The sequence below is a fragment of the Streptomyces sp. NPDC093111 genome (genome assembly GCF_040683955.1).
Lineage (GTDB): Bacteria > Actinomycetota > Actinomycetes > Streptomycetales > Streptomycetaceae > Streptomyces.
Genome location: NZ_JBFBNW010000008.1, coordinates 190195 through 216353, shown reverse-complemented (window position 1 = coordinate 216353; position 26159 = coordinate 190195). Strand labels below are relative to the sequence as shown.

23 protein-coding genes are annotated in these 26159 nt (G+C 72.6%); 18 read left to right on the top strand and 5 right to left on the bottom strand.

Features of this window, described 5'->3' with window-relative positions:
- Positions 1 to 166: 166 nt before the first annotated feature.
- On the bottom strand, positions 167 to 673 hold the full coding sequence (locus AB0Q96_RS16080; RefSeq protein ID WP_365326058.1) for a 2-oxo-4-hydroxy-4-carboxy-5-ureidoimidazoline decarboxylase: 507 nt from the start codon (positions 671 to 673) through the stop codon (positions 167 to 169).
- Between the two features lie 210 nt (positions 674 to 883).
- On the opposite strand from AB0Q96_RS16080, the gene AB0Q96_RS16075 reads away from it, so the two are divergent.
- The 3 genes from AB0Q96_RS16075 to AB0Q96_RS16065 all read left to right on the top strand — a co-directional run bounded on the left by AB0Q96_RS16075 (position 884) and on the right by AB0Q96_RS16065 (position 3892).
- Positions 884 to 2503, top strand: a complete 1620-nt coding sequence (locus AB0Q96_RS16075) for a glycoside hydrolase family 20 protein (RefSeq protein WP_365325782.1) — start codon at positions 884 to 886, stop codon at positions 2501 to 2503.
- A gap of 138 nt (positions 2504 to 2641) precedes the next feature.
- Positions 2642 to 3286, top strand: coding sequence for a DUF4328 domain-containing protein (locus AB0Q96_RS16070; RefSeq protein ID WP_365325780.1), 645 nt, complete (start codon positions 2642 to 2644; stop codon positions 3284 to 3286).
- A 69-nt stretch (positions 3287 to 3355) separates the two neighbouring features.
- The gene (locus AB0Q96_RS16065) at positions 3356 to 3892 is read left to right on the top strand and encodes a hypothetical protein (RefSeq protein ID WP_365325779.1); all 537 of its coding nucleotides are present in this window, start codon (positions 3356 to 3358) and stop codon (positions 3890 to 3892) included.
- A gap of 11 nt (positions 3893 to 3903) precedes the next feature.
- Here AB0Q96_RS16065 and AB0Q96_RS16060 read toward each other — a convergent pair whose 3' ends face one another.
- Positions 3904 to 4644: a Clp protease N-terminal domain-containing protein gene (locus AB0Q96_RS16060; protein ID WP_365325777.1), complete on the bottom strand. Its 741-nt coding sequence runs from the start codon at positions 4642 to 4644 to the stop codon at positions 3904 to 3906.
- A gap of 546 nt (positions 4645 to 5190) precedes the next feature.
- Here AB0Q96_RS16060 and AB0Q96_RS16055 point away from each other — a divergent pair.
- Positions 5191 to 5880 (top strand): RNA polymerase sigma factor, encoded by a 690-nt coding sequence (locus tag AB0Q96_RS16055; protein WP_365326056.1) that lies wholly within the window; start codon positions 5191 to 5193, stop codon positions 5878 to 5880.
- Complete coding sequence (locus tag AB0Q96_RS16050; RefSeq protein ID WP_365325776.1) at positions 5880 to 6977, top strand: hypothetical protein; 1098 nt, start codon at positions 5880 to 5882, stop codon at positions 6975 to 6977. The genes AB0Q96_RS16055 and AB0Q96_RS16050 overlap by 1 nt, the downstream gene beginning before the upstream one ends.
- Positions 6978 to 7148: 171 nt before the next feature.
- Here AB0Q96_RS16050 and AB0Q96_RS16045 read toward each other — a convergent pair whose 3' ends face one another.
- Complete coding sequence (locus AB0Q96_RS16045) at positions 7149 to 8042, bottom strand: L,D-transpeptidase family protein (protein WP_365325774.1); 894 nt, start codon at positions 8040 to 8042, stop codon at positions 7149 to 7151.
- Positions 8043 to 8241: 199 nt separating this feature from the next.
- Here AB0Q96_RS16045 and AB0Q96_RS16040 point away from each other — a divergent pair, with 199 nt between their 5' ends.
- From AB0Q96_RS16040 to AB0Q96_RS16030, 3 genes are read left to right on the top strand one after another with little or no spacing between them, the layout of a single operon-like run.
- Positions 8242 to 9822: a methylmalonyl-CoA mutase family protein gene (locus AB0Q96_RS16040; protein WP_365325772.1), complete on the top strand. Its 1581-nt coding sequence runs from the start codon at positions 8242 to 8244 to the stop codon at positions 9820 to 9822.
- Positions 9823 to 9881: 59 nt separating this feature from the next.
- Entirely contained in the window at positions 9882 to 10535 is a 654-nt protein-coding gene (leuE, locus tag AB0Q96_RS16035) for a leucine efflux protein LeuE (protein ID WP_365325770.1), read from the top strand.
- A 48-nt stretch (positions 10536 to 10583) separates the two neighbouring features.
- Positions 10584 to 11405, top strand: a complete 822-nt coding sequence (locus tag AB0Q96_RS16030; protein ID WP_365325768.1) for a MerR family transcriptional regulator — start codon at positions 10584 to 10586, stop codon at positions 11403 to 11405.
- 28 nt (positions 11406 to 11433) lie between these two features.
- Here AB0Q96_RS16030 and AB0Q96_RS16025 read toward each other — a convergent pair whose 3' ends face one another.
- Positions 11434 to 12738 (bottom strand): alpha-2,8-polysialyltransferase family protein, encoded by a 1305-nt coding sequence (locus tag AB0Q96_RS16025; protein ID WP_365325766.1) that lies wholly within the window; start codon positions 12736 to 12738, stop codon positions 11434 to 11436.
- Positions 12735 to 13781: a glycosyltransferase family 2 protein gene (locus AB0Q96_RS16020; protein ID WP_365325764.1), complete on the bottom strand. Its 1047-nt coding sequence runs from the start codon at positions 13779 to 13781 to the stop codon at positions 12735 to 12737. Before AB0Q96_RS16020 ends, AB0Q96_RS16025 begins: the two co-directional genes overlap by 4 nt.
- Before the next feature lie 198 nt (positions 13782 to 13979).
- Here AB0Q96_RS16020 and AB0Q96_RS16015 point away from each other — a divergent pair, with 198 nt between their 5' ends.
- The 10 genes from AB0Q96_RS16015 to AB0Q96_RS15970 all read left to right on the top strand — a co-directional run bounded on the left by AB0Q96_RS16015 (position 13980) and on the right by AB0Q96_RS15970 (position 26114).
- Positions 13980 to 15272 (top strand): DUF6716 putative glycosyltransferase, encoded by a 1293-nt coding sequence (locus AB0Q96_RS16015; protein WP_365325762.1) that lies wholly within the window; start codon positions 13980 to 13982, stop codon positions 15270 to 15272.
- A complete protein-coding gene (locus tag AB0Q96_RS16010) occupies positions 15272 to 16477 on the top strand; it encodes an acylneuraminate cytidylyltransferase (protein ID WP_365325760.1) in 1206 nt (401 codons plus the stop codon). The genes AB0Q96_RS16015 and AB0Q96_RS16010 overlap by 1 nt, the downstream gene beginning before the upstream one ends.
- 51 nt (positions 16478 to 16528) lie before the next feature.
- The gene (locus AB0Q96_RS16005) at positions 16529 to 17422 is read left to right on the top strand and encodes an N-acetylneuraminate synthase family protein (RefSeq protein ID WP_365325758.1); all 894 of its coding nucleotides are present in this window, start codon (positions 16529 to 16531) and stop codon (positions 17420 to 17422) included.
- On the top strand, positions 17419 to 18606 hold the full coding sequence (locus AB0Q96_RS16000) for a hypothetical protein (RefSeq protein WP_365325756.1): 1188 nt from the start codon (positions 17419 to 17421) through the stop codon (positions 18604 to 18606). Before AB0Q96_RS16005 ends, AB0Q96_RS16000 begins: the two co-directional genes overlap by 4 nt.
- A 116-nt stretch (positions 18607 to 18722) precedes the next feature.
- Positions 18723 to 19955, top strand: coding sequence for a M20 family metallopeptidase (locus tag AB0Q96_RS15995; RefSeq protein WP_365325754.1), 1233 nt, complete (start codon positions 18723 to 18725; stop codon positions 19953 to 19955).
- Positions 19956 to 20276: 321 nt separating this feature from the next.
- Positions 20277 to 21335: a BMP family ABC transporter substrate-binding protein gene (locus tag AB0Q96_RS15990; protein WP_365325752.1), complete on the top strand. Its 1059-nt coding sequence runs from the start codon at positions 20277 to 20279 to the stop codon at positions 21333 to 21335.
- 291 nt (positions 21336 to 21626) lie between these two features.
- Positions 21627 to 23339: an ABC transporter ATP-binding protein gene (locus tag AB0Q96_RS15985; protein ID WP_365325750.1), complete on the top strand. Its 1713-nt coding sequence runs from the start codon at positions 21627 to 21629 to the stop codon at positions 23337 to 23339.
- Positions 23336 to 24454 carry an ABC transporter permease gene (locus AB0Q96_RS15980; RefSeq protein WP_365325748.1) on the top strand — a complete coding sequence of 373 codons (1119 nt, stop codon included), beginning with the start codon at positions 23336 to 23338 and terminating at the stop codon, positions 24452 to 24454. The genes AB0Q96_RS15985 and AB0Q96_RS15980 overlap by 4 nt, the downstream gene beginning before the upstream one ends.
- Positions 24451 to 25713, top strand: a complete 1263-nt coding sequence (locus AB0Q96_RS15975; RefSeq protein WP_365325746.1) for an ABC transporter permease — start codon at positions 24451 to 24453, stop codon at positions 25711 to 25713. Before AB0Q96_RS15980 ends, AB0Q96_RS15975 begins: the two co-directional genes overlap by 4 nt.
- Entirely contained in the window at positions 25710 to 26114 is a 405-nt protein-coding gene (locus AB0Q96_RS15970; protein ID WP_365325744.1) for a cytidine deaminase, read from the top strand. The genes AB0Q96_RS15975 and AB0Q96_RS15970 overlap by 4 nt, the downstream gene beginning before the upstream one ends.
- Positions 26115 to 26159: the final 45 nt, after the last annotated feature.

The following is a 26159-nucleotide window of genomic DNA, read 5'->3' as shown; positions in this document are numbered from 1 at the left end:
CGGTCATCGTAGCGACGACTTGTCGGTTCGCTCGCGCGGGGTCCATAGGTGTGATCAAACAGGCACGGACGGACTATCGCCCGAGCCGTCAGGCGGCCCCGTATCGCCGCATTTGGGGCGCTTGTGGAGGAATCGCGGGCCCCTCGCGGCCGGATCGCGGACGGAGTCAGCCGCCCAGGACCGAACGGGTGAGCCGGGAGCGGGCGAGCCGGCGCAGTTCCTCGGCGGCGACCACCCGCTCCTCCTCCCTTTCGTTGCCGAGACGTGACCGGATTCCGGCGAGGACCCGGTCCAGCCGCTCGCCGGCCGGGACCCCGTCCAGGCTGATCAGGAAGGCGTGCCCGAAGCCGCTCTCGTACGCGGCGTGCGCGGCCCGCAGCGCCGTCCGCGCGGCCGGCGGGGCGTCCGGGTGCGGCAGCGCCGCGGTCTCGTGGGAGAGCGCCTCGTCCAGGTCCGGCACCGACAGGTCGTATCCGGCCTCGTCGGCGGCGGCGAGCAGCGCGTCGAGGTCCGGGTACGGGCGGTGCGCGGCCACCCGTTCGGCCCAGCGCCGGCTGCCGCAGCAGCGCAGCAGCAGGGCCTCGGCGAGGGCGTGCGGGGCCGCGTTGAAGCCGGTGAGGCCCGCGGGGTGCCAGTGACGCGCCGCCTGGGCAGGTATGGCGGGGGAGCCCAGGGTCCGGGAGGGTGCGTGAGTGTCGCTGGTGCTGGTCAGCGGTGACTCCGGGAGCGAAAGCCGTGGGGTGGATGTGACGCCACGCTATCGGCGGGACGGGGGAAGTGTCCGACGGATGCGCGAATTTCACCTGGACGAGTGGTTTCGGGCCGGGCGGCGACAGAAGGCCCGGGATGCCATGAATCGCGTGGTGAGGGAGGATTCCGAGTGATGCGGTACTCCATACGGGGGCCCCTCCGGGGCCCCGCACTCCTGGCGGCCGCGGTGGCGCTGGCCACCGCGACGGCCTGCTCCGGCGGTTCCGGCGGCGGTCCGCCCGCCGCCTCCGGCACGGGCACCACGGCCTCCGCCGCCACCACGCCCCCGCCGCCCCCGCCGCCGAGCCCGACGCCCACGCGGACGTACCCGCTCTCCACGGCCCCGCTCACGATCCCGGCGGTCCGCTCCCACCAGGCGGCCCGCGGGCCCGGCTGGAAGCCCGGAGCGGACACCGGCGTCGTCGTCGCCGCGAAGGACGAGGGCGCCCTCGCCGACGAGGCCCGGCTGATCGCGGGCGAGCTGCGCGTCCCGTACCGCGGCACCGCCGCCGCCCGCCCCGGTGACGTGTCCCTCGCCCTCGGCGGGCAGGGCGCCGCCGAGTCGTACACCCTCGCCGTCCAGGGCGGCGGGGTCCGGATCACCGGACCCGACCAGGCGGGCGTGTTCTACGGCACCCGCACGCTCAAGCAGTCCGTCAGGTCCACCGGGGCGATACCCGAGGGCGTGATCACGGACGCCCCGGCGAAGCCGCAGCGCGGGCTGATGGTCGACATCGCCCGCAAGTACTTCTCGGCCGGCTGGATCGAGGCCCGGGTCCGCGAGATGGCCGACCTGAAGCTGAACCAGCTCGGGCTGCACTTCTCCGACGACCAGGGCTTCCGCATCGCCTCCGACAGCCACCCCGAGATCGTCTCGGCCAAGCACCTGAGCAAGGCCGAGGTGCGGCGGATCGTGGACCTCGCGGCGAGCCTGCACATCACCGTCGTCCCCGAGATCGACTCGCCCGGACACCTCGGCGCGGTCATCGACGCGCACCCGGACCTCCAGCTCGTCAGCGCCACCGGGCGCACCCCGCGCGGTGCCGTCGACATCTCGAAGCCGGCCGCCGCGCGGATCGTCGACGAGCTGCTGCGCGAGTACACCGGCCTCTTCCCCGGCGCCTACTGGCATCTGGGCGGCGACGAGTACGTGGCCCTGATGTCGAAGAACCCCGAGGCGAGCTACCCGCAGCTGGCCCGCGCCGCGACCGCGAGGTTCGGCGCCTCGGCCCGGGTCCAGGACCTCGCCACCGGCTGGCTGAACGACCGCGCGGCGGTGGTGCGGCCCACCGGAAAGGCCCTGCGCGCCTGGAACGACGGCTTCTACACCGGCGGGGTCGTCGCCGCCGACAAGGACCTCCAGGTCGCCTACTGGACGGGCAAGGAGATCGGTGCCCGCCCGCCCGTCCCGTATCTGAGCGCGGGCCGCAAGGTGCTCAACTACAACGACGAGTACCTCTATTACGTGCTCGGCCAGCCCAACGACTTCACGTACCCCACCGGCCGCCGCATCTACGAGCAGTGGACGCCGCTGGTGCTGCGCGGCACCGCGCCGGTGCCCGCCCGCTACGACCCGCAGATCCTCGGCGGCAGCTTCGCGGTCTGGTGCGACCTCGCGGGCGCGCAGACCCAGGCGCAGGTGGCCGACGGCATCCGGATGCCGCTGACGGCGACGGCGCAGAAGCTGTGGGACGCCCGGAAACCGGCGCTGACCTGGGACCGCTTCCAGGCGCTCGCGGGCCGGGTGCGCTGACGTACTCAGTCCCGACCAGGTGTTCTGCCCGTGGACGCCGGTCCGCCCGGTCACGTACGGTCCACCCGCTGCGGCCGTCCGGCCGCGCCGGCGTCTCGGGGAGGGGCGCCGCACGCCCCCGGGGGGATCCGCACACCCATGCTCCGCAATCCCAATGGTCTGTCCATCGCCGTCGTGTCGCTGCTCGGCGCCGCCGCCGTCGCCGACGTCGGCAGCCTGATCGCCACCTCCGCCATGCGCGCGGAGCTCACCGGCCCGCTGGCGGACCACCCCGACCCGGCGGGGTACGCGGGCACCCTGGGCGCGGCGGCCGTCTGGACGGCGCAGGGACTGCTGCTGCTCGCGACGGCGGTGGTCTTCATCGTGTGGATGTTCCGGGTACGGGGCAACGCCGACGTCTGGGCCCCGGACCTCCAGCGCCGTGCCAAGGGCTGGATGATCGCCGGCTGGGTCGTCCCGATCGTCTCGTTCTGGTTCCCGCGCGGGCTGATCGTGGACATCTGGCGGGCCAGCCGCGCCGAGCCGTACGGGCCGGACCGCCGGGGCGAGTTCGTCCTGATCAACCTCTGGTGGCTGTTCTTCCTGGTCGGGCGGATCACGGCCGAGGTCGGCGCCCGGATGTTCGACGGCCCCGCGACCGTGGACGCGCTCGTCGAGGCCACCGGGTGGATCCTCGCGGGCGACGCGCTCGACATCGTCGCCGCCGTCCTCGCGATCCTGCTCGTGCGACGTCTCACCTCTATGCAGCACCTCAAGGCGAATGGCATGATTCCGGCCGCGTAGTGACGGAAAAGCGCCGCACGACGCAGTAGGGGAAGTACTGCGTCCGCATCGGGTGGCGAGGAGGCGTCCATGACGTCGGCGACGAGCACGGGCCTGCTGGAACTGATCGGCCAGGCCGACGAACGCGGCCTGGCCGCCGCCGGTCTCGCCTGCCTGGACCGCTGCCTTCCGCTGCTCGCGCCCGAGGGCGCCGACGCGCTGCGGCCCGTCTGGGCCGCCGTCGCGCGCGGCGACGCCGGGGCGTGGGGCGAGGCGGTCGGCGGGGCCCGGACCGCGTTGAAGGACGCGGGCGGCGCGGAGGCGGACGCCGGCGGGATCGTCGCCATGGTCCGCGCGATGCTCGACGGCCTCCCCGAGGAGTGGGCCGCGGGGCCGCTGCGGGAATGGGCCGGACGCTGCTCCGCCGTCGCGCTGACCGTGCACCGGCTGCACGACGCGAACGACGACGGAGGCGGCCCGCTCCACGCGGGCGAACTCCGCCGCCAGCGGGCCGTCCTCGAATCCGTCGCCCACGGCCCGACCGGACTGCGCCGGGCGCGTGAGCTGTCGGCCGAGGGCGGCCGGGTGCTGCGGGCGGTCGTCGCGCGCCAGGCCCGTACCGTCTGAGCCGGCCCGGGCTACACCCCCTCGATCCGCACCGACGCGAGGGCCTCGGTGATCTGCCGCTCGGCCTCCGCCTTGTCGAGGCCGAGACCGGCGAGCGGGCCCTTGCCGTCCTCGAACTCCAGCAGCGCCAGCAGGATGTGCTCGGTGCCGACGTAGTTGTGGCCCAGTCGCAGGGCCTCCCGGAAGGTGAGCTCCAGGACCTTCTTGGCCTCGGCGTCGAACGGGATGAGCGCGGGCCGCTCCTCCGCCGCCGGCGGCAGCGTCGGGGTGAGGGCCGCGCGGAGCGCGTCGGGCGTGACGCCCTGGCGGGTGATCCAGACGGTGGCGAGGCCCTCGGGCTCGGCGAGCAGGCCGAGCGTGAGGTGGGCGGGGGTGATCCGGTCGTTGTGGGCGTTGTTGGCCTCGTTCTGGGAGCCCACCACGACGTTCCGGGCGCGGGGCGTGAAGCGGCTGAAGCCCGCGTTCGGGTCCATCGTGGCCGCGTCGCCCTCCTTGCCGTCCTTGGGGACGAAGCGCTTCTGGGCGGCCTGCCGGGTGACGCCCATGCTCTTGCCGATGTCGGTCCAGGAGGCGCCCGCGCGCCGGGCCTGGTCCACGAAGTGGCCGATGAGGTGGTCGGCGACCTCGCCGAGGTGGTCCGCCGCGATGACCGCTCCGGAGAGCTGGTCGAGGGCGTCCGGGTGGGACTTCTTGATCGCCGCGATCAGTTCGTCGAGTCGCACGGGGTTGTTCACGCCGAGTGGATTCGTCATGAGTGCAACCCTAGGTTGACAGTCCAGGGGGTGTCAACGGTCGGTTGACAGTCGATGGGTAAAGGAGTGGGCAAGGGGGGAGGGCGAGAGGCGGGGCGGGAGGCGCGGGCGGGAGGCCGCGGCCGGGAGGGACCGGCCGGGAAGGGCCGGCCGGGAAGGACCGGCCGGGAAGGACCGGCCGGGAAGGACCGGCCGGGAGGCGCGGGCGAAACGAAAAAGGCGCCCTCGAAGAGCGCCCGGATAGGAAGACGACCGGGGCCGCCACCCCCCACAGGAGAGGCCCCGGTCGTCGTCCGCGGAGCCGCAGCACGGCCCCGTACTCCTAACAGCGCCGCCCCCACGATTTCTGTCACACCCGGGGCGCGCTCCCCTCCGTATCCCCTCGCATCCCGGTCACACCCCGCCGTCTCCGACAGAAGTTGCAGGTTGTACAAAGAGCGGACCCGCGTGGACGCGGCGCCCGAAAAGGACGTAGCGTTCTGCTGCGCCCGGGCGGCGCGCGGCGACGACCAGCCGCGATGGCGCGACGACGAACAGGTGTGGGGAGTGCTGGGGGACGACGCGGAGCTGACCGCCGCAGTGCTCGCCGCGCAGGACGGCGACGAGGACGCCTTCCGCACCGTCTACCGCGCGGTGCACCCCCGGCTCCTCGGCTACATACGCACGCTGGTCGGCGAGGCCGACGCCGAGGACGTCGCCTCGGAGAGCTGGCTCCAGATATCCCGCGACCTCGACCGCTTCGGCGGCGACGCCGACCGCTTCCGGGGCTGGGCCGCCCGCATCGCCCGCAACCGCGCCCTCGACCACATCCGGATGCGCGGTCGCCGCCCCGCGATCGGCGGCGACGAGACCGAACTCGCCGACAAGCCCGCCGACTCCGACACCGCCGGCGAGGCCCTGGAAGCCCTGGCCACCGGCCGCACCATGGACCTCATCGCCCAGCTCCCGCAGGACCAGGCCGAGGCCGTCGTCCTGCGCGTCGTCGTCGGCCTGGACGCCAAGAGCGCCGCCGACACCCTCGGCAAGCGCCCCGGCGCCGTCCGCACCGCCGCCCACCGCGGCCTCAAGAAACTGGCCGAACTCCTCGGCGCGGCCGGTGCCGCGGACCCCGAGGACCCCGAGGCCGACCCCGCCGCCCCGCTGGACGGCGTCCCTCCGCAGCGCGGCCGGCGCCCGGGGGCGACGGCCCCCGGCGGTGTGACGCAATCGCGCGCGCGGACGCAGAAGGACATGTGATGGCCGACGAGCGGTACCAGTGGCTCGACCAGGAGGCCGCGGAGCGGCTGCTGCGCGGAGAGCCGGTCGATCCCGCCGACGACGCGGCCCGTGCGCACGCCCGGCTCCTCGCGCGGGCCCTCGAATCGGCCCGCACCCCCCTCGCCGTCCCCGGCCCGGACGGCGAACTCCCCGGCGAGGCCGCGGCCCTGGCCGCCTTCCGCAAGGACACCGCCGAGCGCGCCGCCGCGGCCACCGCCGCCCGCTTCGCGCCGGCCACCGGGCCCGCCGCCCCCGAACTCGGCACCCTGCGCATCGCCCCCGCCCCCTCCGGGCACCGCTGGGGCCGCTCCCTGCGCTACGGCCTGGCCGCCGCGCTCGCCGCCGTCACCGTCGGCGGGGTCGCCGTCGCCGCAGGCACGGGCATGCTGCCGCTCACCGGCGAGCCCGCGCCCGCCCGTTCCGTGAGCGCCGCCGGCACCCCGGAGGGCTCCAGTGCCACCGGGCCCGCCGTCCTCGGATCGCCCACCGGCGGCGCCGGCTCGGCGATCCCCTCCGTACCGCTGGATCGCGAGAGCGGCACCGCCACTCCCGGCGCGACCGGCGGCCCGGCGACCGCCACGGCCGGACCCGACGGCGGCTCCCCGTCCCCGGGCCGGACCACGGGCGGCCGGAGCGAGGACGAGGACAGCGAGCGCCGGAAGACCCTGAAGGCCTGCCGCGAGTTCCAGCAGGGCAAGCTGGCCGACAGCGGGCGGCAGCGGCTCCTCGGCGCGCTCAAGAACGGCGAGACCGTCAAGCGCTACTGCACCCGCGTCCTCTCCGGCGCCCCCGCCACCGGCACCACCCCCTCCGGCGACGGCGGCAACGGCGGCTCCGGCAACGGCGGCGATACGAACGGCGGCTCCGGCTCGGACGGCGACGACAACGGCGACCGAGGCGGCGACAAGCACCACCCCGACGCCCCGGGCAAGCCCGGCGGAAAGCCAGGAACGAAGCCCGGCGGAAAGCCCGGCGCGAAGCCCGGCGGCGACGGGAACGGCAACGGGAACGCCCACGGCGACGGCGACGGCAAGAGCGACGAGCGCGGCGACGGAAAGCCCGGCCGGCACGGCTAGCCCGACCGGGTGTGACACTTTTCGACCCGCCGGCGCTGTACTGAATGAGCCGACTGGTCATCGGCGAGCGCAACGAGCCGGGGTTCCCCCCGTACCTTCGGCTCAGCGCACCGGCGCGGGTGGGACACGTTCCCCCGGTCCCACCCGCGCCCCTTCCTCCTCAGCCCTCGGCTACCAGTGCACGACGACCTTGTCGCCCACCTTCACCTGGTCGAACAGCTCCGAGAGCTTCGCCTTGTCCCGCACGTTGACGCAGCCGTGCGAGGCGCCCGCGTAGCCCCGGGCGGCGAAGTCCGCCGAGTAGTGCACCGCCTGGCCCCGGCTGAAGAACATCGCGTACGGCATGGGCGTGTGGTAGATCGTCGACGTCCACTTCCGCGCCTTCCACTCGACCGTGAACAGGCCCTCGCGGGTCGGCGTGTTCTCCGAGCCGAAGCGCACGTCCATCGACGAGACGACCTTGCCGTCGATCATCCAGGCCAGCGTCCGGCTCTCCTTGCTGATGCACAGCACCCGCCCGGTCAGGCAGCGCGGGTCCGGGGCGTCCAGCTTGTTGGTGGTGGACGGCTTCAGCTCGTCGGCGGTCGGCTTGTGCGTCATCGCGAGCAGCTTCTGCCAGGTCGCCTCGTCGACCGAGCCGGTCTGCGGCAGCCCCCGCTTCTTCTGGAAGGCGGTCACCGCGCCCGCGGTCATCGTCCCGTAGAAGCCGGTGGGCGCCCGGTCGAAGTAGCCGGCCTGCCGCAGCCGCGCCTGGAGCTCGCGGACCTGCTCGTTCTCGTCACCGTCACCCATCAGCGCCTTCGGCGCGGGGGTCCCGTCGGTGGCGGAGGGGGACGAGGGCTTGCCGTCCGACGACGGGTCCGACGACGGCTTCGAGGACGGGTCCGAGGACGGGGCCGACGAGCTCGCCGGGGGAGTGTCCGTCACCGCGGCCGGCGGCGCCGCCGAGCCGCCGCCACCCCCGCCCGCACCCTGCGGCCCGCAGCCCGCGACGAGCGCGACGGCTGCCACGCCCAGCGCCACTCGGCGCAGCACCACACCGCGTATGACGGACGATCGCTTCATTGGAGCCCCCCGGGAAAGTCGTGTGTACCCAAGGGATGATTCCCAGCCGCGCGCGGTTGCGCACGTGACCGAATCGAGACGGGCATGCTGTGAGGAAGGTCCCAGCGGGCTGCTCTCCTCCCTGTCGTACGGCCGGGGTTACAGTCCGTCGCGTCGGGACCGTACCGCTGAGTAGCAAGCTGATCGGGAGGCACACCACATGGCGCGCGAGTCGGAGTCGGGGCTGCCCATCGAACCGGTCTACGGACCGGACGCCCTGGACGGATGGGACCCCGCCGAGAAGCTGGGCGAGCCGGGCGCCTACCCCTTCACCCGCGGCGTGTACCCCTCGATGTACACCGGGCGGCCCTGGACCATGCGCCAGTACGCCGGTTTCGGCACCGCCGTCGAGTCCAACGCCCGCTACAAGCAGCTCATCGCCAACGGCACGACGGGCCTGTCCGTCGCCTTCGACCTGCCCACCCAGATGGGCCACGACTCCGACGCGCCGCTGGCCCACGGCGAGGTCGGCAAGGTCGGCGTCGCCATCGACTCGATCGACGACATGCGGGTCCTCTTCGACGGCATCCCGCTCGACCAGGTCTCGACGTCGATGACCATCAACGCCCCCGCCGCGCTGCTGCTCGTGCTCTACCAGCTCGTCGGCGAGGAACAGGGCGTCCCGGCCGACCGGCTGACCGGCACCATCCAGAACGACGTGCTCAAGGAGTACATCGCCCGCGGCACGTACATCTTCCCGCCCAAGCCCTCGCTGCGGCTGATCGCGGACACCTTCCAGTACTGCAAGGCCGAGATCCCGAAGTGGAACACCATCTCGATCTCCGGCTACCACATGGCCGAGGCCGGCGCCTCGCCCGCGCAGGAGATCGCGTTCACGCTCGCCGACGGCATCGCGTACGTCCGCACCGCCGTCGCCGCCGGCATGGACGTGGACGACTTCGCCCCCCGGCTCTCCTTCTTCTTCGTCGCCCGGACGACGATCCTGGAGGAGGTCGCCAAGTTCCGCGCCGCCCGCCGGATCTGGGCCCGGGTGATGAAGGAGGAGTTCGGCGCGAAGAACCCCAAGTCGCTGATGCTCCGCTTCCACACCCAGACCGCCGGCGTGCAGCTCACCGCGCAGCAGCCCGAGGTCAACCTGGTCCGGGTCGCCGTCCAGGGCCTGGCCGCCGTCCTCGGCGGCACCCAGTCCCTGCACACCAACTCCTTCGACGAGGCCATCGCGCTGCCCACCGACAAGTCGGCCCGCCTCGCGCTGCGCACCCAGCAGGTCCTCGCGTACGAGACGGACGTCACCGCCACCGTCGACCCCTTCGCCGGCTCCTACGTCGTCGAGCGGATGACGGACGAGGTGGAGGCCGCGGCCCTGGAGCTGATGACGAAGGTGGAGGACCTGGGCGGCGCCGTCGAGGCGATCGAACGCGGCTTCCAGAAGGGCGAGATCGAGCGCTCCGCGTACCGGATCGCGCAGGAGACCGACAGCGGCGAGCGGGTCGTCGTCGGCGTCAACCGCTACACCGTCGAGGTCGAGGAGCCCTACGAGCCGCTGCGCGTCGACCCGGCGATCGAGGCCCAGCAGGCGGCCCGGCTGGCCCGGCTCCGCGCCGAGCGCGACCAGGCGGCCGTGGACGCGGCCCTGACCGAGCTGCGGAAGGCCGCCGAGGGGACGGACAACGTCCTCTACCCGATGCGGACCGCCCTGAAGGCGCGGGCCACCGTCGGCGAGGTCTGCGACGCGCTGCGCGCGGTCTGGGGCACGTACGTCCCCACCGACGCCTTCTGATCTTCCGGCATGCGGAACCCCGAGGCGGATCCTCGCACCCATGTGCGAGGATCCGCCTCATGCTGGGTGTCACCGATCTACCGACCTATCTCGCGGGTCTCGTCCTCATCATTCTCCTGCCGGGGCCGAACTCGCTGTACGTGCTGTCCGTCGCCGCCCGCAAGGGCACCCGGACCGGATACAAGGCCGCCGCCGGAGTCTTCACCGGCGACGCGGTCCTCATGACGCTGGCCGCCCTCGGCGCGGCCTCGCTGCTCCAGACCACGCCCCTGCTCTTCATGATCGTGAAGTACGCGGGCGCCGGCTACCTGGCGTGGATGGCGTACGGGATGCTGCGCTCCGCCCTCGCGATGTGGCGCACCCGGCACGAGACCGCCGCCGAGGCCGCCGCCGAGCCGGACGCGGGCCCGGCCGAGCGCCCGTACCGGAGGGCGCTGGTCATCAGCCTCCTCAACCCCAAGGCGATCCTCTTCCTGATCTCCTTCTTCGTGCAGTTCGTGGACCCGTCCTACGCCTACCCGGCGTTGTCCTTCCTGGTCCTCGGCACCCTGCTCCAGGCCGGCAGCTTCCTCTACCTGACCACCCTCATCTTCGGCGGCACCCGCCTGGCCGCCGCCTTCCGCCGCCGCAAGCGCCTTTCGGCCGGTGCCACGACCGCCGCGGGCGCCCTCTTCCTCGGCTTCGCGGTGAAGCTGTCGACGGCCGGCGCCTGACCACGGCTTGACCCTCACACCGTGTGAGGCCGTTCTCTCAGGGACATCATGTTCGCCATCGGAGACTTCGCCCGGCACGGGCGGGTGTCGGTCCGGATGCTGCGTCACTACGACGCCATCGGACTGCTGCACCCGGCCCGGGTCGACCCGCACAGCGGCTACCGCTTCTACGAGGCGGGGCAGCTCGCCCGGCTCAACCGCGTCATCGCGCTCAAGGACCTCGGCTTCACGCTCGACCAGGTGCAGTCGATCCTGGACGAGCAGGTGGGCGCGGAGGAGCTGCGCGGGATGCTGCGGCTGCGGCAGGCCGAGCTGGAAGCGGCCCTGGAGCAGGCGCGGGCCCGGCTCGCCCAGGTCGGATCGAGGCTCCGAGCCATCGAGAGCGAGGGACGCATGTCCACGCAGGACGTCGTCGTCAAGAAGGTCCCGGCCGTGCGGATCGCGGAGCTGAGCGCGGTCGCGGCCAGTTTCGAGCCGGAGCACATCACGCCCGTCATCGGGCCGCTGTACGAGGAGCTGTGCGGGCGGCTGGAGGGCGCCGGGGTCACCGGCTTCGGGCCCGGCATCGCCTACTACGAGGACGCAGGCCGGGGCGACGGCTCGGTCGTCGTGCACGCCGCGATGACGGTGCCGGAGGGCACCGCCGTCGACGGGGTGGAGGTGCTGGTGCTGCCCGGCATCGAGGAGGCGGCGACGGTCGTGCACCGGGGGCCGATGGAGAACCTGCTGCCGACCGTGCAGACCCTGGCCACCTGGATCGACACCCACGGCTACACCTCCACCGGCTACGCCCGCGAGCTGTACCTGGAGTCCCCGGAGGACCGCACGAAGTGGGTGACGGAGTTCCAGGAGCCGGTCGCCCGGGCCTGACCGGTGGCGGCGGGCCCCGGGCGGGCGGCTAGCCGCCCAGGGCCCGCCGCTTCAGCTTGAGGGCGCGGCGGGCCAGCCGGCGGATCTTCGGGTGGCGGGGGACCGGGAGGCCGCCCGGGAGGCCCAGGGAGGTGAGGCGGCGGCGGGTGAAGTGGTACCGGGTGCGGGCCGCCGACGGGCCCGACAGGTGCCGCACCGCCGCTTCCCGCAGGTCCGCCCGTACCTTCGGCTGCATCGCGAAGCCGACCGCGGCGACCAGGCCCGTCAGCTCCTCCGCGCTCAGCGGGGCGGTCTCCTCCCCGTCCTCCAGGGCTGGGACGAGCGCGTCCACCAGGGCCACCGGGATCCGGTTGCTGTTCTGGTACGGGGTGAGCCGGGCCAGCAGGGGCCGGGTGCCGACGCGGGCGGTGGGGATCCCGTAGAAGGCGCTCGCGGTGAGCAGCGCCGTCGAGAAGCAGCCCACCACCAGCGCGGGCCGCAGCTCCCGGTACAGCACCTCGGCGAGCACCGGCCGGTCCAGGACGGTCAGTTCGGCGCCGAGCGCCTCCGCCTCCCGGACCAGGGCCCGCGACCAGGCGTCGGGGGCCGTGGGGTGCGGCTTGAAGACGAGCCGCCGGTGGCCGAGGGCGACGGCGCCGCGCACCATCCGCAGGTGCAGCTCGCCCTCCTCCTCGGGGGTGAGGAGGGAGAGCGCCGCGAGGTACTGGCCGAGCAGCAGCGCGGGGCCCTCCTGGGCGGCGGCGGGCCCGGCCAGCTCCTCGACGACCTTGGTGAACGCCTCGGTCGGCACGGTCTCGGCGACGGCGCCGAACTCGGCGAGCAGCAGCGGGGCGAGGTCCGGCACCAGGTCGAGGTGGAGGAGCCGGCGCACCCGCTCGCCGACCAGCGGGTCGATCTTGTTGCGGGTCGGCCCGTAGCTCATCAGGCCGTCCGCGTAGACGTGGAGGGCGGCGTCCGGGAAGAGCTGGGCGATCGTCAGCGCGGGCGCCACCTGGAGGGACTCCAGGACGAGTTCGACCCGGTCGGTGCCGAGCCCCCACAGCAGCCGCAGGTGGCGCTGGAGCAGGGGCAGGTCGTCGGGGCGGGGCGTCCAGCCGCCGGGGTGCAGCGGCTCGATCGTCGCGTTCCAGTCCAGGACGGCGTCGAAACGGCCGCGCAGCCGCTCGAAGCCGGGCATCCGGTCGAGCGGGGTGGCGGTCTCGGGGACCGCGGCGTTGGTGGTGACCAGCAGCAGCCGCCGGTCGGCGGGGCGGAAGCAGCCGCTGTCGAGGGCGGCGGCGAGGGTGGCCGCGCCGTAGAGGGTGGAGGCACAGAAGATCTGGGTGGTACTCACGCGGCACCCGCCTCCTTCACGGCCGGGGCGGAGGGGGCGGAGGGGGCGGAGGGGGCGGCCGGGCTGGAGGGAGCGGCCGGGTCCGACGGGCGGCGGCGCTTCAGGCGGCGCAGGGCGCTCGCCCGGTCGTCGCCCATCGCGGTGAGCGCCTCGCCGAGGACGTCCTGGGGGAGGCGCCGCAGCGCCCCCGCGCTCATCGACCGCAATTTCCGCGCCACTTCCGGTTCGAATTTGGCCATGTTCCCGATGTGATGGGAAATCACCGCGCAATAGGTGCGGACAGCCTTCGGGAGAAGCCGGTCCGCATCCGGATCGCCCATTGTTTCCTCGATCACCTGGTCGAATGCGCGAATGAAATCGAGCTGCCGTACGTCGCCGATCTGAGTGAGCGAGGTGGCGACCCCACGCCGGTAGAAGATTCCCAGCTCACCGGTGACGGCGAAGGATTCCGCCGCACGGTGCAGCCGCCAGATCCACGGCCGGTCCTCGGCCGTCCGCAGCCCGTGCGTGAAGTGCAGCAGCCCCCGGTCGAGCAGCCGCCGGTGGTACATCCCGGCCCAGGCGTACGGGTAGTCCACCGAGGTCGTCCGGTCCGCCGGCAGGATCGCGTCCCGCGGCCGCAGCACCTCGCCGCGCCGCCCCACCGGCACCCGCCGCACCGACCGGTTCCGGCCGGTGACCCGGACGTGGTCGGTGCGCAGGAAGTCGCAGCCGAGCCCGTCCAGGGTGCCCACGAGCCGCTCGTAGCAGCCGGGGGCCACCCAGTCGTCACCGTCCAGGAAGGCCAGGTACTCGCCGCGGGCCGCGTCGAGTCCGGTGTTCCGGGCGGTCGCGAGACCCTCGTTGCGCGCGTGCCGGATCAGCACCGCCCCCGGGATCTCGCGCGCGGCCCGGTCCAGGAGCTCCGCGGTCCCGTCGGTCGAACAGTCGTCGACCAGCAGGAACTCGAAGTCCTCGCGGGCGTTGGCGCGCAGGCTTCTGAGGGCGTCGGGGGCATATGTCTGCACGTTGTAGAACGGCACGACGACGGAGAGCTTGACCACACGGCCGACGCTAGGCGCCGCCCCGGCATTCGTCCTGACCGCCAGAGGGATGCCCGGTGAACACAAAGCGGCGGGCCCCTTAACCACCCGGACCCGATCCCCTTTCTGTCCGTTTCCCGCAATGCGTCATGGTGCTGTTAACCATTTGTTGTGGCCCAGTTGGGCCGCGAATCCCCCGGCCCTCCTAGCGTCCTCGACGTGCCATCACGTACCGATCGAGCGGCGCGCGTCGCCGTACTCGCCGACTCCGACACCCGGTGGAAATGGGGCGTGCTCACCGCACGCAGAATCACCACCGGAAGCGCCGGGAACACCGCATCCGAAGGCCCCACGGGATTCGTCCTGCGCGGCAGGGCCACCCCCACCGCACGGCAGCTCGCCGAGACCGGTGTGTCGGACGTGGCCCCGCGCGAGGTCACCGGCGCGGAGTTCCTGCGCGAGGTGCGCGACGGCGCCTACGACGTGGTCGTCCTCGCCCTCGTCGGCGGCACCGTCCGGGCCGTGCTCCAGGGCCTCGCGGAACTCTCCCCGGCCCGCCGCCCGGTCATCGTCACCGGCTATGTCGGGGTCGTCTACGAGAAGCTGGCCGACGGACTGCTGCTGCGCCACGGCGCCGACGTCGTCCTCGCCAACTCCCGGCACGACGCCGAGCGCTTCCGCGCCGTGTACGAGGGGGTCGGCGCCGACCCGGGCTCGGTCGTGGAGGCCGCCCTGCCCTTCCTCGGCGGCGCCCCGTACGCCCCCGAGCCCGGCCGCGACACCCTGGTCTTCGCCGCCCAGCCCTCCGTGCCCGTCACCAAGGCCGAACGCGCCTACGTGCTGCGCCGGCTCGTCGAGCACGCCCGGCTGCACCCGGACCGCGAGGTGCTCCTGAAGCTGCGCTCCAAGCCCGGCGAACACACCACGCACCTGGAGGAGTTCCCGTACCAGAAGCTGGTGCGCGAGCTGTCCGTGCCGGCCAACTTCCGCCTCGTGTACGGGCACATGGGCGAGGTCCTGGACCGCACCGACCTGCTGGTCACCGTCTCCTCGACGGCCGCCCTCGAAGCCCTGCACCGGCGGATCCCCACCGCGATCCTCACCGACCTCGGCGTGCGCGAGGCGCTCGGCAACCACCACTTCATCGGCTCGGGCCTGCTCAGCTCCTTCGACCGCCTCGACGCCCGGGCCGTACCGCGCCCCGACGAGAAGTGGCTGGCCCGCCAGGGCGTCGCCGCCGACGCCCCGTACGAGAGGGCCTTCGACGCCGCCCGCGCCCGGGTCGCCGAACTGCTCGACGGGCCCCCGCTGCCGCCGCCCGCCCCGTATTACACGCCCGAGACCGCGGGCGGCTACCTGCCGACCGTCCTCGCCCGCCACCGGCTCGACCTCACCGCGCCCGAGCCCCGCGAGAGCGGGGTGCGCCGGATCGTCCGCGAGGCCGCGCGCGGCGCCTACCGCCACGGCGTGCAGCGCGTGGCCCCCGTCATCCGCCGTCTGGGAGAGATCTGATGACACCGCCGACGCCGACCGTCCTCGCCGTGATCCCCGCCCGGGGCGGCTCCAAGGGCGTCCCCGGCAAGAACCTGGCCACCGTCGCGGGACTGCCGCTGGTCGCCCGCGCCGTCCGCGCCTGCCTCGCCGCCCCCCGCGTCACCGACGTCGTCGTCTCCACCGACGACCCGGGCATCGCCGACGCCGCCCGCTCCTTCGGCGCGGAGGCGGTGCGCCGCCCCGCCGCCCTCTCCGACGACACCGCCACCAGCGAATCGGCCGTCCTGCACGCCATGGACGCCTTCGAGGCCACCACCGGCCGCCGCCCCGACGTCGTCCTGCTCGTCCAGTGCACGAGCCCCTTCCTCACCCCGGACGAGGTCGACGGCACGGCCGCGAGGATCACCTCCGGCGCGGCCGACACGGCCTTCACCGCCGCCCCCTCGCACGGCTTCCTGTGGCGGGAGGAGCCGGAGGGCCCCGACGGCGCGACCGCCACCGGCGTCAACCACGACAAGGCGCACCGCCCCCGCCGCCAGGACCGCACGCCCGAGTACCTGGAGACCGGCGCCGTGTACGCGATGGCCGCCGAGGGCTTCCGCACCCACCGGCACCGCTTCTTCGGCCGCACCGCCCTCGTCGTCGCCGACCCCGCCCGGGTCCTGGAGATCGACGACCCGCACGACCTGGCCCGCGCCCGCGCCCTCGCCGCGCTCCTCGACACCACGGCCGCCCCGACCTTCGACGACGTCGACGCGGTGGTCCTCGACTTCGACGGCACCCAGACCGACGACCGCGTCCACATCGACGCCGACGGACGCGAGTTCGTCTCCGTCCACCGCGGCGACGGCCTCGGCATCGCCGCCCTGCGCCGGGCCGGCCTCCCGCTGCTCATCCTGTCCAGCGAGCAGAACCCCGTCGTCGCCGCCCGCGCCCGCAAGCTGCGCGTCCCCGTGCTGCACGGCGTGGACCGCAAGGACCTCGCCCTCAAGCAGTGGTGCGACGAGCAGGGCATCGACCCGCAGCGGGTGCTCTACGCCGGCAACGACGTCAACGACCTGCCCTGCTTCCACCTCGTCGGCTGGCCCGTCGCGGTGGGCAGCGCCCACGACTCCGTACGGGCCGCCGCCCGCGCGGTCACCGAGACCCCCGGCGGCTTCGGAGCGATCCGCGAGATCGCCGCCTGGCTCCTCGGACCCGAGCTCCACACCCCCGCACGCTGATCCCCCCGATCCCCCGATCCCCCGATCACCCGATCACCCGAAGGAACCCTCATGAGCACCCGCCTCCGCACCCTCGGCAGCAAGACCGCCGGCCCGGGCCACTCCGTCTACATCACGGGCGAGATCGGCATCAACCACAACGGCGACCTGAACAACGCCTTCGCGCTCATCGACGCGGCCGCCGAGGCCGGCTGCGACGCCGTCAAGTTCCAGAAGCGCACCCCCGAGATCTGCACACCGCGCGACCAGTGGGACATCGAGCGCGACACCCCCTGGGGCCGGATGACCTACATCGACTACCGCCACCGCGTGGAGTTCGGCGAGGACGAGTACCGCGCCATCGACGAGCACTGCGAGAAGCGCGGCATCGAGTGGTTCGCCTCCCCGTGGGACACCGAGGCCGTCGCCTTCCTGGAGAAGTTCGACGTCCCCGCCCACAAGGTGGCCTCCGCCTCCCTCACCGACGACGAGCTGCTGCGCGAACTGCGCGCCACCGGCCGCACGGTGATCCTCTCCACCGGCATGTCCACCCCGAAGCAGATCCGGCACGCCGTCGAGGTCCTGGGCAGCGACAACATCCTGCTCTGCCACGCCACCTCGACCTACCCGGCCAAGGCCGAGGAGCTCAACCTGCGCGTCATCCAGACGCTCCAGGAGGAGTACCCCAACGTCCCGATCGGCTACTCCGGCCACGAGACCGGCCTCCAGACCACGCTCGCCGCGGTCGCCCTCGGCGCCACCTTCGTCGAGCGCCACATCACCCTCGACCGCGCCATGTGGGGCTCCGACCAGGCCGCCTCCGTCGAGCCGCAGGGCCTCCAGCGCCTGGTCCGCGACATCCGCACCATCGAGGCCGCCCTCGGCGACGGCGTCAAGAAGGTCTACGAGTCGGAGCTCGGCCCGATGAAGAAGCTCCGCCGGGTCCAGGGGCTCGTCGCCGCATGACCGGGCAGCTGGCGTTCGTCGAGAGCCCGGTCCAGCTTCTGAACGTCCTGGAATGGGCCCACACCGCGGCCCTCCAGGACCCGCCCCGCCTCCAGGCGGTGCCACCCCAGCCGACCCGCCGCGCCCCCGTGCCGGCGACCGGCGACCGGGACGGCACCCGGCCCGGCGGCCAGGACGGCGGCCGGGCCGGTGCGCCCGTCCCGCCCGTCCCGGCCGCCGGTCCGGGCCGCACCGGCCCCGGCGACCTCACCGTCGTCGTCCTCTCACCCACCGACCCCATGTCCCGCGGCCAGTTGCGCCGGATGGCCCAGCTCGCCCGGGACGAGGGCATCACCGTGAAGTGGCAGGACGCCCGCCAGGGCCGGGGGGCCGTCGTCCGGACGCTCCGGGAGCTCGCCGGGCCGCTGCGCTCGGCGGACCGGGTGATCATCGGGGACCCGTTCTCGCGCTACGTCCAGCTGCTGCTCACCCTCTTCGGCCCCCGCCGGGTCACCGTCGTCGACGACGGCACCGCCACCATGGAGTTCGCCGCCCAACTGGCGCGCGGCGAACGCCTGGTGCGCTGGCACCGGCGGGGCAGCCGGGGCCCGCGCGAACTGGTGCTCGCCCCGGTGACCTCGATGGCCCGCCGCAAGCTGGCCCCCGGCCGGCACCGCACGGTGGAGATCTTCACCTCGCTGCCGGTCGAGCCGCCGCCGGGCACCACCGTGCTCGCCAACGACTTCTCCTGGACCCGGTCCCGGTTCGGCCCGCCCCGGCTGACCCGCGGCGCCGACCTGGTCGGCACCTCGCTCGTGGAGACCGGCGTCGTCGACCCCGACGAGTACCTGCGGGCCGTGACCGTGCTGGCCCGCACCCACGGCGCCACCCGCTACTTCGCGCACCGCCGCGAGAGCGCCGAGAAGCTGCACCGGGTCGCGGTGGAGACCGGCCTGGAGGTGGTCCGCCCCGATCTGCCGCTGGAACTGATCGCGCGTCGCGGCCCCATCGGGCGTACGGTCGTCAGCTTCCCGTCCACGGTCGTGCACACCCTGCCGCTGGCCCTGGCCGGCACGGGGGTGAAGGTGGCCGTCTGCGAGATCGCCCCCGAGTGGCTGCGGGAGAACGCCTCACCGCGCGCCCAGGGCTTCCTCGCGGGGGTCGCCGGGACCGCGACCCGCACCGAAAGGCTCGAATTCGGGTAAGCGTACCCACAGAGGGTGACCACCATGCCTGCGGAACCGGGATTCTTTCCCCTAACGGGCTGAACTTTTCGTGATCAACGGGCAGTTGATCTTTCTTGGGGCCTATCCTTCAAAAGGTGAACCAGTTGAAGTCCCGTGAGCCCGGCCCCGACGCGGCGCCCGCAACGCTGCCCGGAACGCTGTCCGACCCCCTGCGCGGCGAACTGATCGCGTTCCGCAGGGACTTGCACATGCACCCCGAGCTCGGCAAACAGGAGTTCCGGACCACCGCGGCGATCAAGGAGCGCCTGGAGGCGGCCGGCCTCGCGCCACGGGTGCTGGCCACCGGCACCGGCCTGATCTGCGACATCGGCACCCCGGGTCCGGGGCGGGCCATGCTGGCGATCCGCGCCGACATCGACGCGCTCCCCATCCCCGACACCAAGTCCGTGGCCTACCGCTCCACCGTGCCCGACCGCGCCCACGCCTGCGGCCACGACGTCCACACCACCGCCGTCCTGGGCGCCGGACTCGTCCTTGCCGAGCTGGACCGGCAGGGCCGCCTCCCGGCCCCCGTGCGGCTGATCTTCCAGCCCGCCGAGGAGGTCCTGCCCGGCGGCGCCGCCGACGCGATCGACTGCGGCGTCCTGGACGGCGTCGGCCGGATCATCGCCGTGCACTGCGACCCGAGGGTCGACGCCGGACGGATCGGGCTGCGCGCCGGGCCCATCACCTCCGCCTGCGACCGCCTGGAGGTCACCCTCGACGGCCCCGGCGGCCACACCGCCCGCCCGCACCTGACCACCGACCTGGTCACCGCCGTCGCCCGGGTCGCCGCCGACGTGCCCGCGGTGCTCGCCCGCCGGGTCGACGCCCGCTCCGGCCTCTCCCTCACCTGGGGCCGCATCGAGGCCGGCCACGCCCCCAACGTCATCCCGCAGCACGCCGAGCTCTCCGGCACCGTCCGCTGCCTCGACCTGCCGTCCTGGCGGGACGCCCCGGACCTGGTGCACGCGGCGATCGACGAGGTCGCGACCCTGCACCGGGCCAAGTCGAGCGTCGAGTACGTCCGCGGCGTCCCCCCGGTCGTCAATGACGTGATCGTCACCGAACTGCTCCGCGACGCCATGGCCGCCCGGCTCGGCCCGTCCTCGGTCGAGGACACCGAGCAGTCCCTCGGCGGCGAGGACTTCTCCTGGTACCTGGAGCACGTCCCCGGCGCCATGGCCCGGCTCGGCGTCCGGGTCCCCGGCGACACCCGGGTGCGCGACCTGCACGCCGGCGACTTCGACGTGGACGAGCGGGCCATCACGGTCGGGGTGGAGCTCTTCACGGCGGCGGCCCTGCTCGACGCGGACACCCGGAGCTGACGCCCGCGTCCGAGCCGACACCCGATGTTCACAGAAGCGCCGAATACCGGACTTTAAGTACGACTTAATGGCCGGCCGGACGTCGTTCCTCCGTCCGGCCGAGTCCTCGGCGTGTCGATCCGGGGCCCGGCCCGCATACTCGTACCAGCGTGTATGACGGGCCGTATCGGGCCGGATGCCGGGGGTTGCGAGTTGGCCGGTTCGCGTCGATCCGATAACGACTCATGAACGGGTCTTTAACTGACATCTACGCGCGTTACGATCGCCGCGAAACCAGCGCCGGAAGAGGCGCTTTCGGTCAGTCTCGAAGGGACCCTCCTCTTGCGCCGGATCACCAGGATCACCACGGTAGGCATCGCCTCCGCGGCCCTCGCCCTGTCCGCCACCGCCTGTGGCAAGTCGTCGACGGACGCCGGTTCGAGCCCCAGCTCCTCCGCCGGTGCCACCAAGGCCGCCATCGCGTACGACATCGGCGGCCGCGGTGACCAGTCCTTCAACGACGCCGCCTACGAGGGCCTGAAGAAGGCCGAGAGCGAGCTCGGCGTCAAGGGTGCCGAGGCCGAGCCGTCCGAGGGCGAGGGCGACGCCGACAAGGTGCAGCGCCTGACCGCTCTGGCCCGCGCCGGGAACAACCCGGTCATCGGCGTCGGCTTCGCCTACGCCCCGGCCATCGAGAAGGTCGCCAAGGCCTACCCGAAGACCACCTTCGGCCTCATCGACGACACGTCGAAGACCGGCCCGAACATCGCCAACCTCGTCTTCAACGAGGAGCAGGGCTCCTACCTGGCCGGCGTCGCCGCCGCCAAGGCGTCCAAGACCGGCAAGGTCGGCTTCATCGGCGGTGTCGAGGTTCCGCTGATCAAGAAGTTCGAGGCGGGCTTCGTCCAGGGCGTCAAGGCCACCAACCCCAAGGCCACGGTGCTCACCCAGTACCTGACCCAGCCGCCGAACTTCGACGGCTTCTCGAAGCCCGACCTCGGCAAGGCCGCCGCGCAGGGCCAGCTCGACAAGGGCGCCGACGTGATCTACGCGGCCGCCGGTCTCGCCGGCTCCGGCGCGATCGAGGCCACCTCGAAGGCCGGCAAGTGGGCCATCGGCGTCGACTCCGACCAGTACAACCAGAAGGGTCTGGCCGCCTACAAGGACAGCATCCTCACCTCGGTCACCAAGGACGTCTCGGACTCCGTCTTCAACCTGATCAAGTCGGTCAAGGACGGCAAGCCGCAGACCGGTGAGATCCGCTACGGCCTCGCCACGGACGGCGTCGGCCTGGCCGACTCCAACCCGGCCTACAAGAAGATGACCGACCTCATCGCCGCTGTCGACCAGGCGAAGAAGGACATCGTCGACGGCAAGATCACGGTCAAGACCACGCCGTAACGGCACCCAGGTCACGACCTGAGTCCGCGGGCCCGGTCCCAGTGGCATCCCACTGGGACCGGGCCTCGGGCCCTGCCGCCGAGGTGGCGTCTGCCGCGCGGCGCCTGGCACGCGCATCTGCCGCGTTGGAGGCGACAGCCATGGCTCCGCCATTGTCTGTCGCCTCCGCCTTGCAGCTGCACGCGCCAGACACCGCGCGGCCCGCCCTCCGGGCGGACGACGCCACCTCGGCGGCAGGACCCGCCCCATTCCCGTACGGGTTTTCAATTTTCGGCAGCGCTACGCGTGTAGATGTCACACCGGCACGATAACTTCGCCCCGCCCTGCCCCTCCGCTCCCGCTCCTTCCGGCCAAGGAGAGTGCGCCATCAACGCGTCCAGCCCCCCTGCCGTAGAACTCCACGGCATCACCAAGCGGTTCCCCGGCGTCGTCGCCAACAAGGACATCGCCATCACCGTCCGCAAGGGCACCGTGCATGCCCTCATCGGCGAGAACGGTGCCGGCAAGTCCACCCTGATGAAGATCCTCTACGGCATGCAGAAGCCGGACGAGGGCACCATCGCCATCGATGGCGAGCAGGTCTCGTTCGCGAGCCCCGCCGACGCCATCGCGCGCGGCATCGGCATGGTGCACCAGCACTTCATGCTCGCCGACAACCTCACGGTCCTGGAGAACGTCGTCCTCGGCGGCGAGAAGCTCTACGGCATCGGCGCCAAGGCCCGCCGGAAGATCCAGGAGATCTCCGACGCGTACGGCCTCGGCGTCCGCCCCGACGTGCTCGTCGAGGACCTCGGTGTCGCCGACCGCCAGCGCGTGGAGATCCTCAAGGTCCTCTACCGAGGCGCCAAGATCCTCATCCTCGACGAGCCGACCGCGGTCCTCGTGCCGCAGGAGGTCGACGCGCTCTTCGACAACCTGCGCGAGCTCAAGTCCGAGGGCCTCACCGTCATCTTCATCTCGCACAAGCTGGGCGAGGTCCTGAAGGTCGCGGACGACATCACCGTCATCCGCCGCGGCACCACGGTCGGCACCGCCGACCCGAAGACCGCCACCACCAAGCAGCTCGCCGAGCTGATGGTCGGCACCGAGCTGCCCTCGCCGGAGACCCGCGAGTCGACGGTGACGGACGTGCCGATGCTGCGGGTGGAGGGGCTGACCCTGGTCGAGACCGGTGTCACGATCGTCCCGCAGGAGTCCTCCGCCCGGATCATCTCGCCGCTCGACACCTACGTGCACGAGACGGCCGAGGTCGGCCGCAAGCTGCTCGACGACGTCTCGCTGACCATCCACAAGGGCGAGATCCTGGGCATCGCCGGCGTCGAGGGCAACGGCCAGACCGAGCTCATCGAGGCCCTGATGGGCATGAACAGCCCCGACGCGGGCGTCATCAGCCTCGACGGGACCGACATCTCCAAGGTCTCGGTGCGCAAGCGCCGCGAGGGCGGCATCGGCTACATCCCCGAGGACCGGCACCGTCACGGCCTGCTCCTGGAGGCCCCGCTCTGGGAGAACCGGATCCTCGGTCACGTCTCCGAGGCGCCCAACTCCAAGCGCGGCATCCTCGACCCGAAGGCCGCCCGCAAGGACACCGAGCGGATCGTGCGCGAGTACGACGTGCGCACCCCGGGCATCGAGGTCACCGCGGCCTCCCTCTCCGGCGGCAACCAGCAGAAGCTGATCGTCGGCCGCGAGATGAGCCACAACCCCAAGTTCCTGATCGCCGCCCACCCCACCCGCGGTGTGGACGTCGGCGCCCAGGCGCAGATCTGGGACGCGATCCGCGACGCCCGCCGCGAGGGCCTGGCGGTGCTGCTGATCTCCGCCGACCTGGACGAGCTGATCGGCCTGTCCGACACGCTCCGCGTCATGTACCGCGGCAAGCTGGTCGCCGACGCCGACCCCGCCACCATCACGCCCGAGGAGCTGGGGTCCGCCATGACCGGCGCGGCCACCGGCCACCTCGAAGGCGCCGAAGAGCACCCCGAAGACGGTGACGCCCGATGATGAAAATCGACAAGGACAAGCTGATCATCGGGGCCGCGGGCCCCGTGCTCGCCCTGGTCACCTCGTTCGTCCTCACCGTGCTGGTGCTGCTCGCCACGGGCCTCGACCCGATCGAGCCGATCCGGCTGATGATCGAGAACGCCGGGTACTCGGACATCCAGGTCCTGATCGTCAACCAGACGGGGATCTACTACCTGGCGGCCCTGGCGGTGGCCGTCGGCTTCCGGATGAACCTCTTCAACATCGGCGTCGACGGGCAGTACCGCCTCGCCGCGATGGTGTCCGCCGTGGTCGGCGCCTCCATCGAGCTGCCCGGCCCGCTGCACATCCTGGTGATCGTGCTGGTCGCGGCCCTCACGGGTGCTGCCTGGGCCGGTATCGCGGGCATCCTGAAGACCACCCGCGGGGTCTCCGAGGTCGTCTCGACGATCATGCTCAACGCGATCACCACCGCCCTGGTGGCCTGGCTGATCCTGCCGAAGAACTTCGGCGTCCAGCCGGCCGGCTCCAACAACCTCACCACCGGTGACATCGCCGAGTCCGGCTGGTTCCCGGGCATCGACATGGGCGAGGGCAACGGCACGATCTACGGCTTCACCTTCGTCGCGCTCGCGCTCGGCGTCGTCTACTGGTTCGCGCTCAACCGCACCAAGTTCGGCTTCGACCTGCGCGCCACCGGCGCCAGCGAGTCCGCCGCGCAGGCCAGCGGCGTCGACGCCAAGAAGATGATCCTCACCACGATGCTGATCTCGGGCGGTCTGGCCGGTCTGTCCGGCATGCCGACGCTGCTCGGCGAGACCCACACGTACAGCCTCGACTTCCCGGTCGGCGTCGGCTTCACCGCCATCGCCATCGCCCTGCTCGGCCGCAACCACCCGGTCGGCATCCTCTTCGCGGCCCTCCTGTTCGCGTTCCTGGACAAGGCGTCGAGCTCGCTCGACACCGCCGGGTTCCCGAAGGAGATCACCCAGATCATGCAGGGCATCATCGTGATCGCCGTGGTCGTCTCCTACGAGCTCGTCCGCCGTTACGGCCTCCGCCGCCAGCAGCAGAAGGTCGGCGAGCAGCTCGCCGCCGGCGGTGCCATCAAGACCGACAAGGAGGTGGCGGCATGAGCACCGGCACCGTTGCCAAGCCGAGCGCCGCGCCCCGCAGCGCCGGGCGCCGCAAGCTGACCTGGCCCTGGATCCTGCTGATCGTCGCGGGCGGTCTCGCCCTCTTCTCGCTGGTCCGGGTCATCTCCGGGGCCGACGACCTGACCTCCGTCGGCCAGGTCTCCGGCGCGCTCCAGCTCGCCGTGCCGATCGGTCTCGCCGGTCTCGGCGGTCTGTGGGCCGAGCGCGCGGGCGTCGTCAACATCGGTCTCGAAGGCATGATGATCCTGGGCACCTGGTTCGGTGCCTGGGCCGGCTACCAGTGGGGTCCGTGGACCGGCGTCCTCGTCGGCGTCCTCGGCGGCGCCATCGGCGGCCTGCTGCACGCGATCATCACCGTGACGTTCAACGTCAACCACATCGTCTCCGGTGTGGCGATCAACATCCTCGCGGTGGGCTTCACCCGCTACCTGTCGAACTTCACGTTCGCCGAGGCCGAGGGCGGCTCCTCCAAGCAGTCCCCGCGCATCGACCAGATCACCCAGATCACGATCCCAGGGTTGTCGGACTGGCTGCAGGACCTCCAGCAGAAGCACTGGTTCCTGATCTCCGACATCGCCGGCATCCTCGGCGGTCTGGTCACCAACCTGTCGCTGCTGACCGTGGTCGCCATCCTGCTGATCCCGGCCACCTGGTGGCTGCTGTGGCGCACCTCCTTCGGCCTGCGCCTGCGCTCCTGCGGTGAGAACCCGGTCGCGGCGGAGTCGCTGGGCGTCAACGTCTACAAGTACAAGTACATCGCCGTCACCGTCTCCGGCGGTCTGGCCGGCCTCGGCGGCGCGTTCCTCGCGATCGTCGCCACCGGCATCTACCAGGAGGGCCAGACCGGCGGCCGCGGTTACATCGGTCTCGCCGCGATGATCTTCGGCAACTGGATGCCGGGCGGCATGGCGATGGGTGCCGGCCTGTTCGGCTTCACCGACAGCCTCAAGCTGCGCGGCGGCGCCGAGAACGTCCACGCGCTGCTGCTGCTGGTCGCGCTGCTCCTGGTGATCGCCATGCTGTGGCAGCTGTACAAGAAGAAGTACGTGGTCGCGGCGATCTCCGCCGCCTTCGCCGCCGGCTTCTTCCTCTGGTACGCGCTCACCGACGAGGTCCCGAGCCAGTTCGTGGACGCCGCGCCGTACGTCACCACGCTGCTCGTGCTGGCCCTGTCGGCACAGCGGCTGCGGATGCCCAAGGCGGACGGTCTGCCGTACCGGAAGGGCCAGGGCAAGTGACGCCCGTCCTCCCGGAGGCCGACTGGGAGGCCCTGCGGGTGGTCGCCCGCGAGGCGATGTCCCGGGCGTACGCCCCGTACTCGGGCTACCCGGTCGGTGCGGCGGCGCTCGTGGACGACGGGCGGGTGGTCTCCGGCTGCAACGTGGAGAACGCCTCGTTCGGTCTCGGGCTGTGCGCCGAGTGCGGCCTGGTGTCGCAGCTCCAGGCGACCGGGGGCGGCCGGCTGACGCACTTCGTGTGCGTGGACGGCAGCGGCGGCCCGCTGGTGCCGTGCGGTCGCTGCCGGCAGCTGCTGTACGAGTTCGGGGGACCCGAACTCGTCCTGGAGACGCCCGCCGGCCTCACCACGCTGGCGGAGATGCTGCCGCAGGCCTTCGGCCCGGACCACCTGAGCAAGTAGTACGACGGAGCGGCCCTTCCGCCACCATGGAGGGGCCGCTCCGGC

Bases quoted from the DNA above. Each gene is read 5' to 3' on its own strand.
- AB0Q96_RS16000 (WP_365325756.1), top strand. From the start codon at position 17,419: ATGACCGGGCAGCTGGCGTTCGTCGAGAGCCCGGTCCAGCTTCTGAAC.
- AB0Q96_RS15975 (WP_365325746.1), top strand. From the start codon at position 24,451: ATGAGCACCGGCACCGTTGCCAAGCCGAGCGCCGCGCCCCGCAGCGCC.
- AB0Q96_RS16065 (WP_365325779.1), top strand. From the start codon at position 3,356: ATGACGTCGGCGACGAGCACGGGCCTGCTGGAACTGATCGGCCAGGCC.
- AB0Q96_RS15980 (WP_365325748.1), top strand. From the start codon at position 23,336: ATGATGAAAATCGACAAGGACAAGCTGATCATCGGGGCCGCGGGCCCC.
- AB0Q96_RS16005 (WP_365325758.1), top strand. From the start codon at position 16,529: ATGAGCACCCGCCTCCGCACCCTCGGCAGCAAGACCGCCGGCCCGGGC.
- AB0Q96_RS16075 (WP_365325782.1), top strand. From the start codon at position 884: ATGCGGTACTCCATACGGGGGCCCCTCCGGGGCCCCGCACTCCTGGCG.
- AB0Q96_RS15985 (WP_365325750.1), top strand. From the start codon at position 21,627: ATGTCACACCGGCACGATAACTTCGCCCCGCCCTGCCCCTCCGCTCCC.
- AB0Q96_RS16030 (WP_365325768.1), top strand. From the start codon at position 10,584: ATGTTCGCCATCGGAGACTTCGCCCGGCACGGGCGGGTGTCGGTCCGG.
- AB0Q96_RS16070 (WP_365325780.1), top strand. From the start codon at position 2,642: ATGCTCCGCAATCCCAATGGTCTGTCCATCGCCGTCGTGTCGCTGCTC.
- AB0Q96_RS16045 (WP_365325774.1), bottom strand. From the start codon at position 8,042: ATGAAGCGATCGTCCGTCATACGCGGTGTGGTGCTGCGCCGAGTGGCG.
- AB0Q96_RS16060 (WP_365325777.1), bottom strand. From the start codon at position 4,644: ATGACGAATCCACTCGGCGTGAACAACCCCGTGCGACTCGACGAACTG.
- AB0Q96_RS16040 (WP_365325772.1), top strand. From the start codon at position 8,242: ATGGCGCGCGAGTCGGAGTCGGGGCTGCCCATCGAACCGGTCTACGGA.
- AB0Q96_RS16050 (WP_365325776.1), top strand. From the start codon at position 5,880: ATGGCCGACGAGCGGTACCAGTGGCTCGACCAGGAGGCCGCGGAGCGG.
- leuE (WP_365325770.1), top strand. From the start codon at position 9,882: ATGCTGGGTGTCACCGATCTACCGACCTATCTCGCGGGTCTCGTCCTC.
- AB0Q96_RS16010 (WP_365325760.1), top strand. From the start codon at position 15,272: ATGACACCGCCGACGCCGACCGTCCTCGCCGTGATCCCCGCCCGGGGC.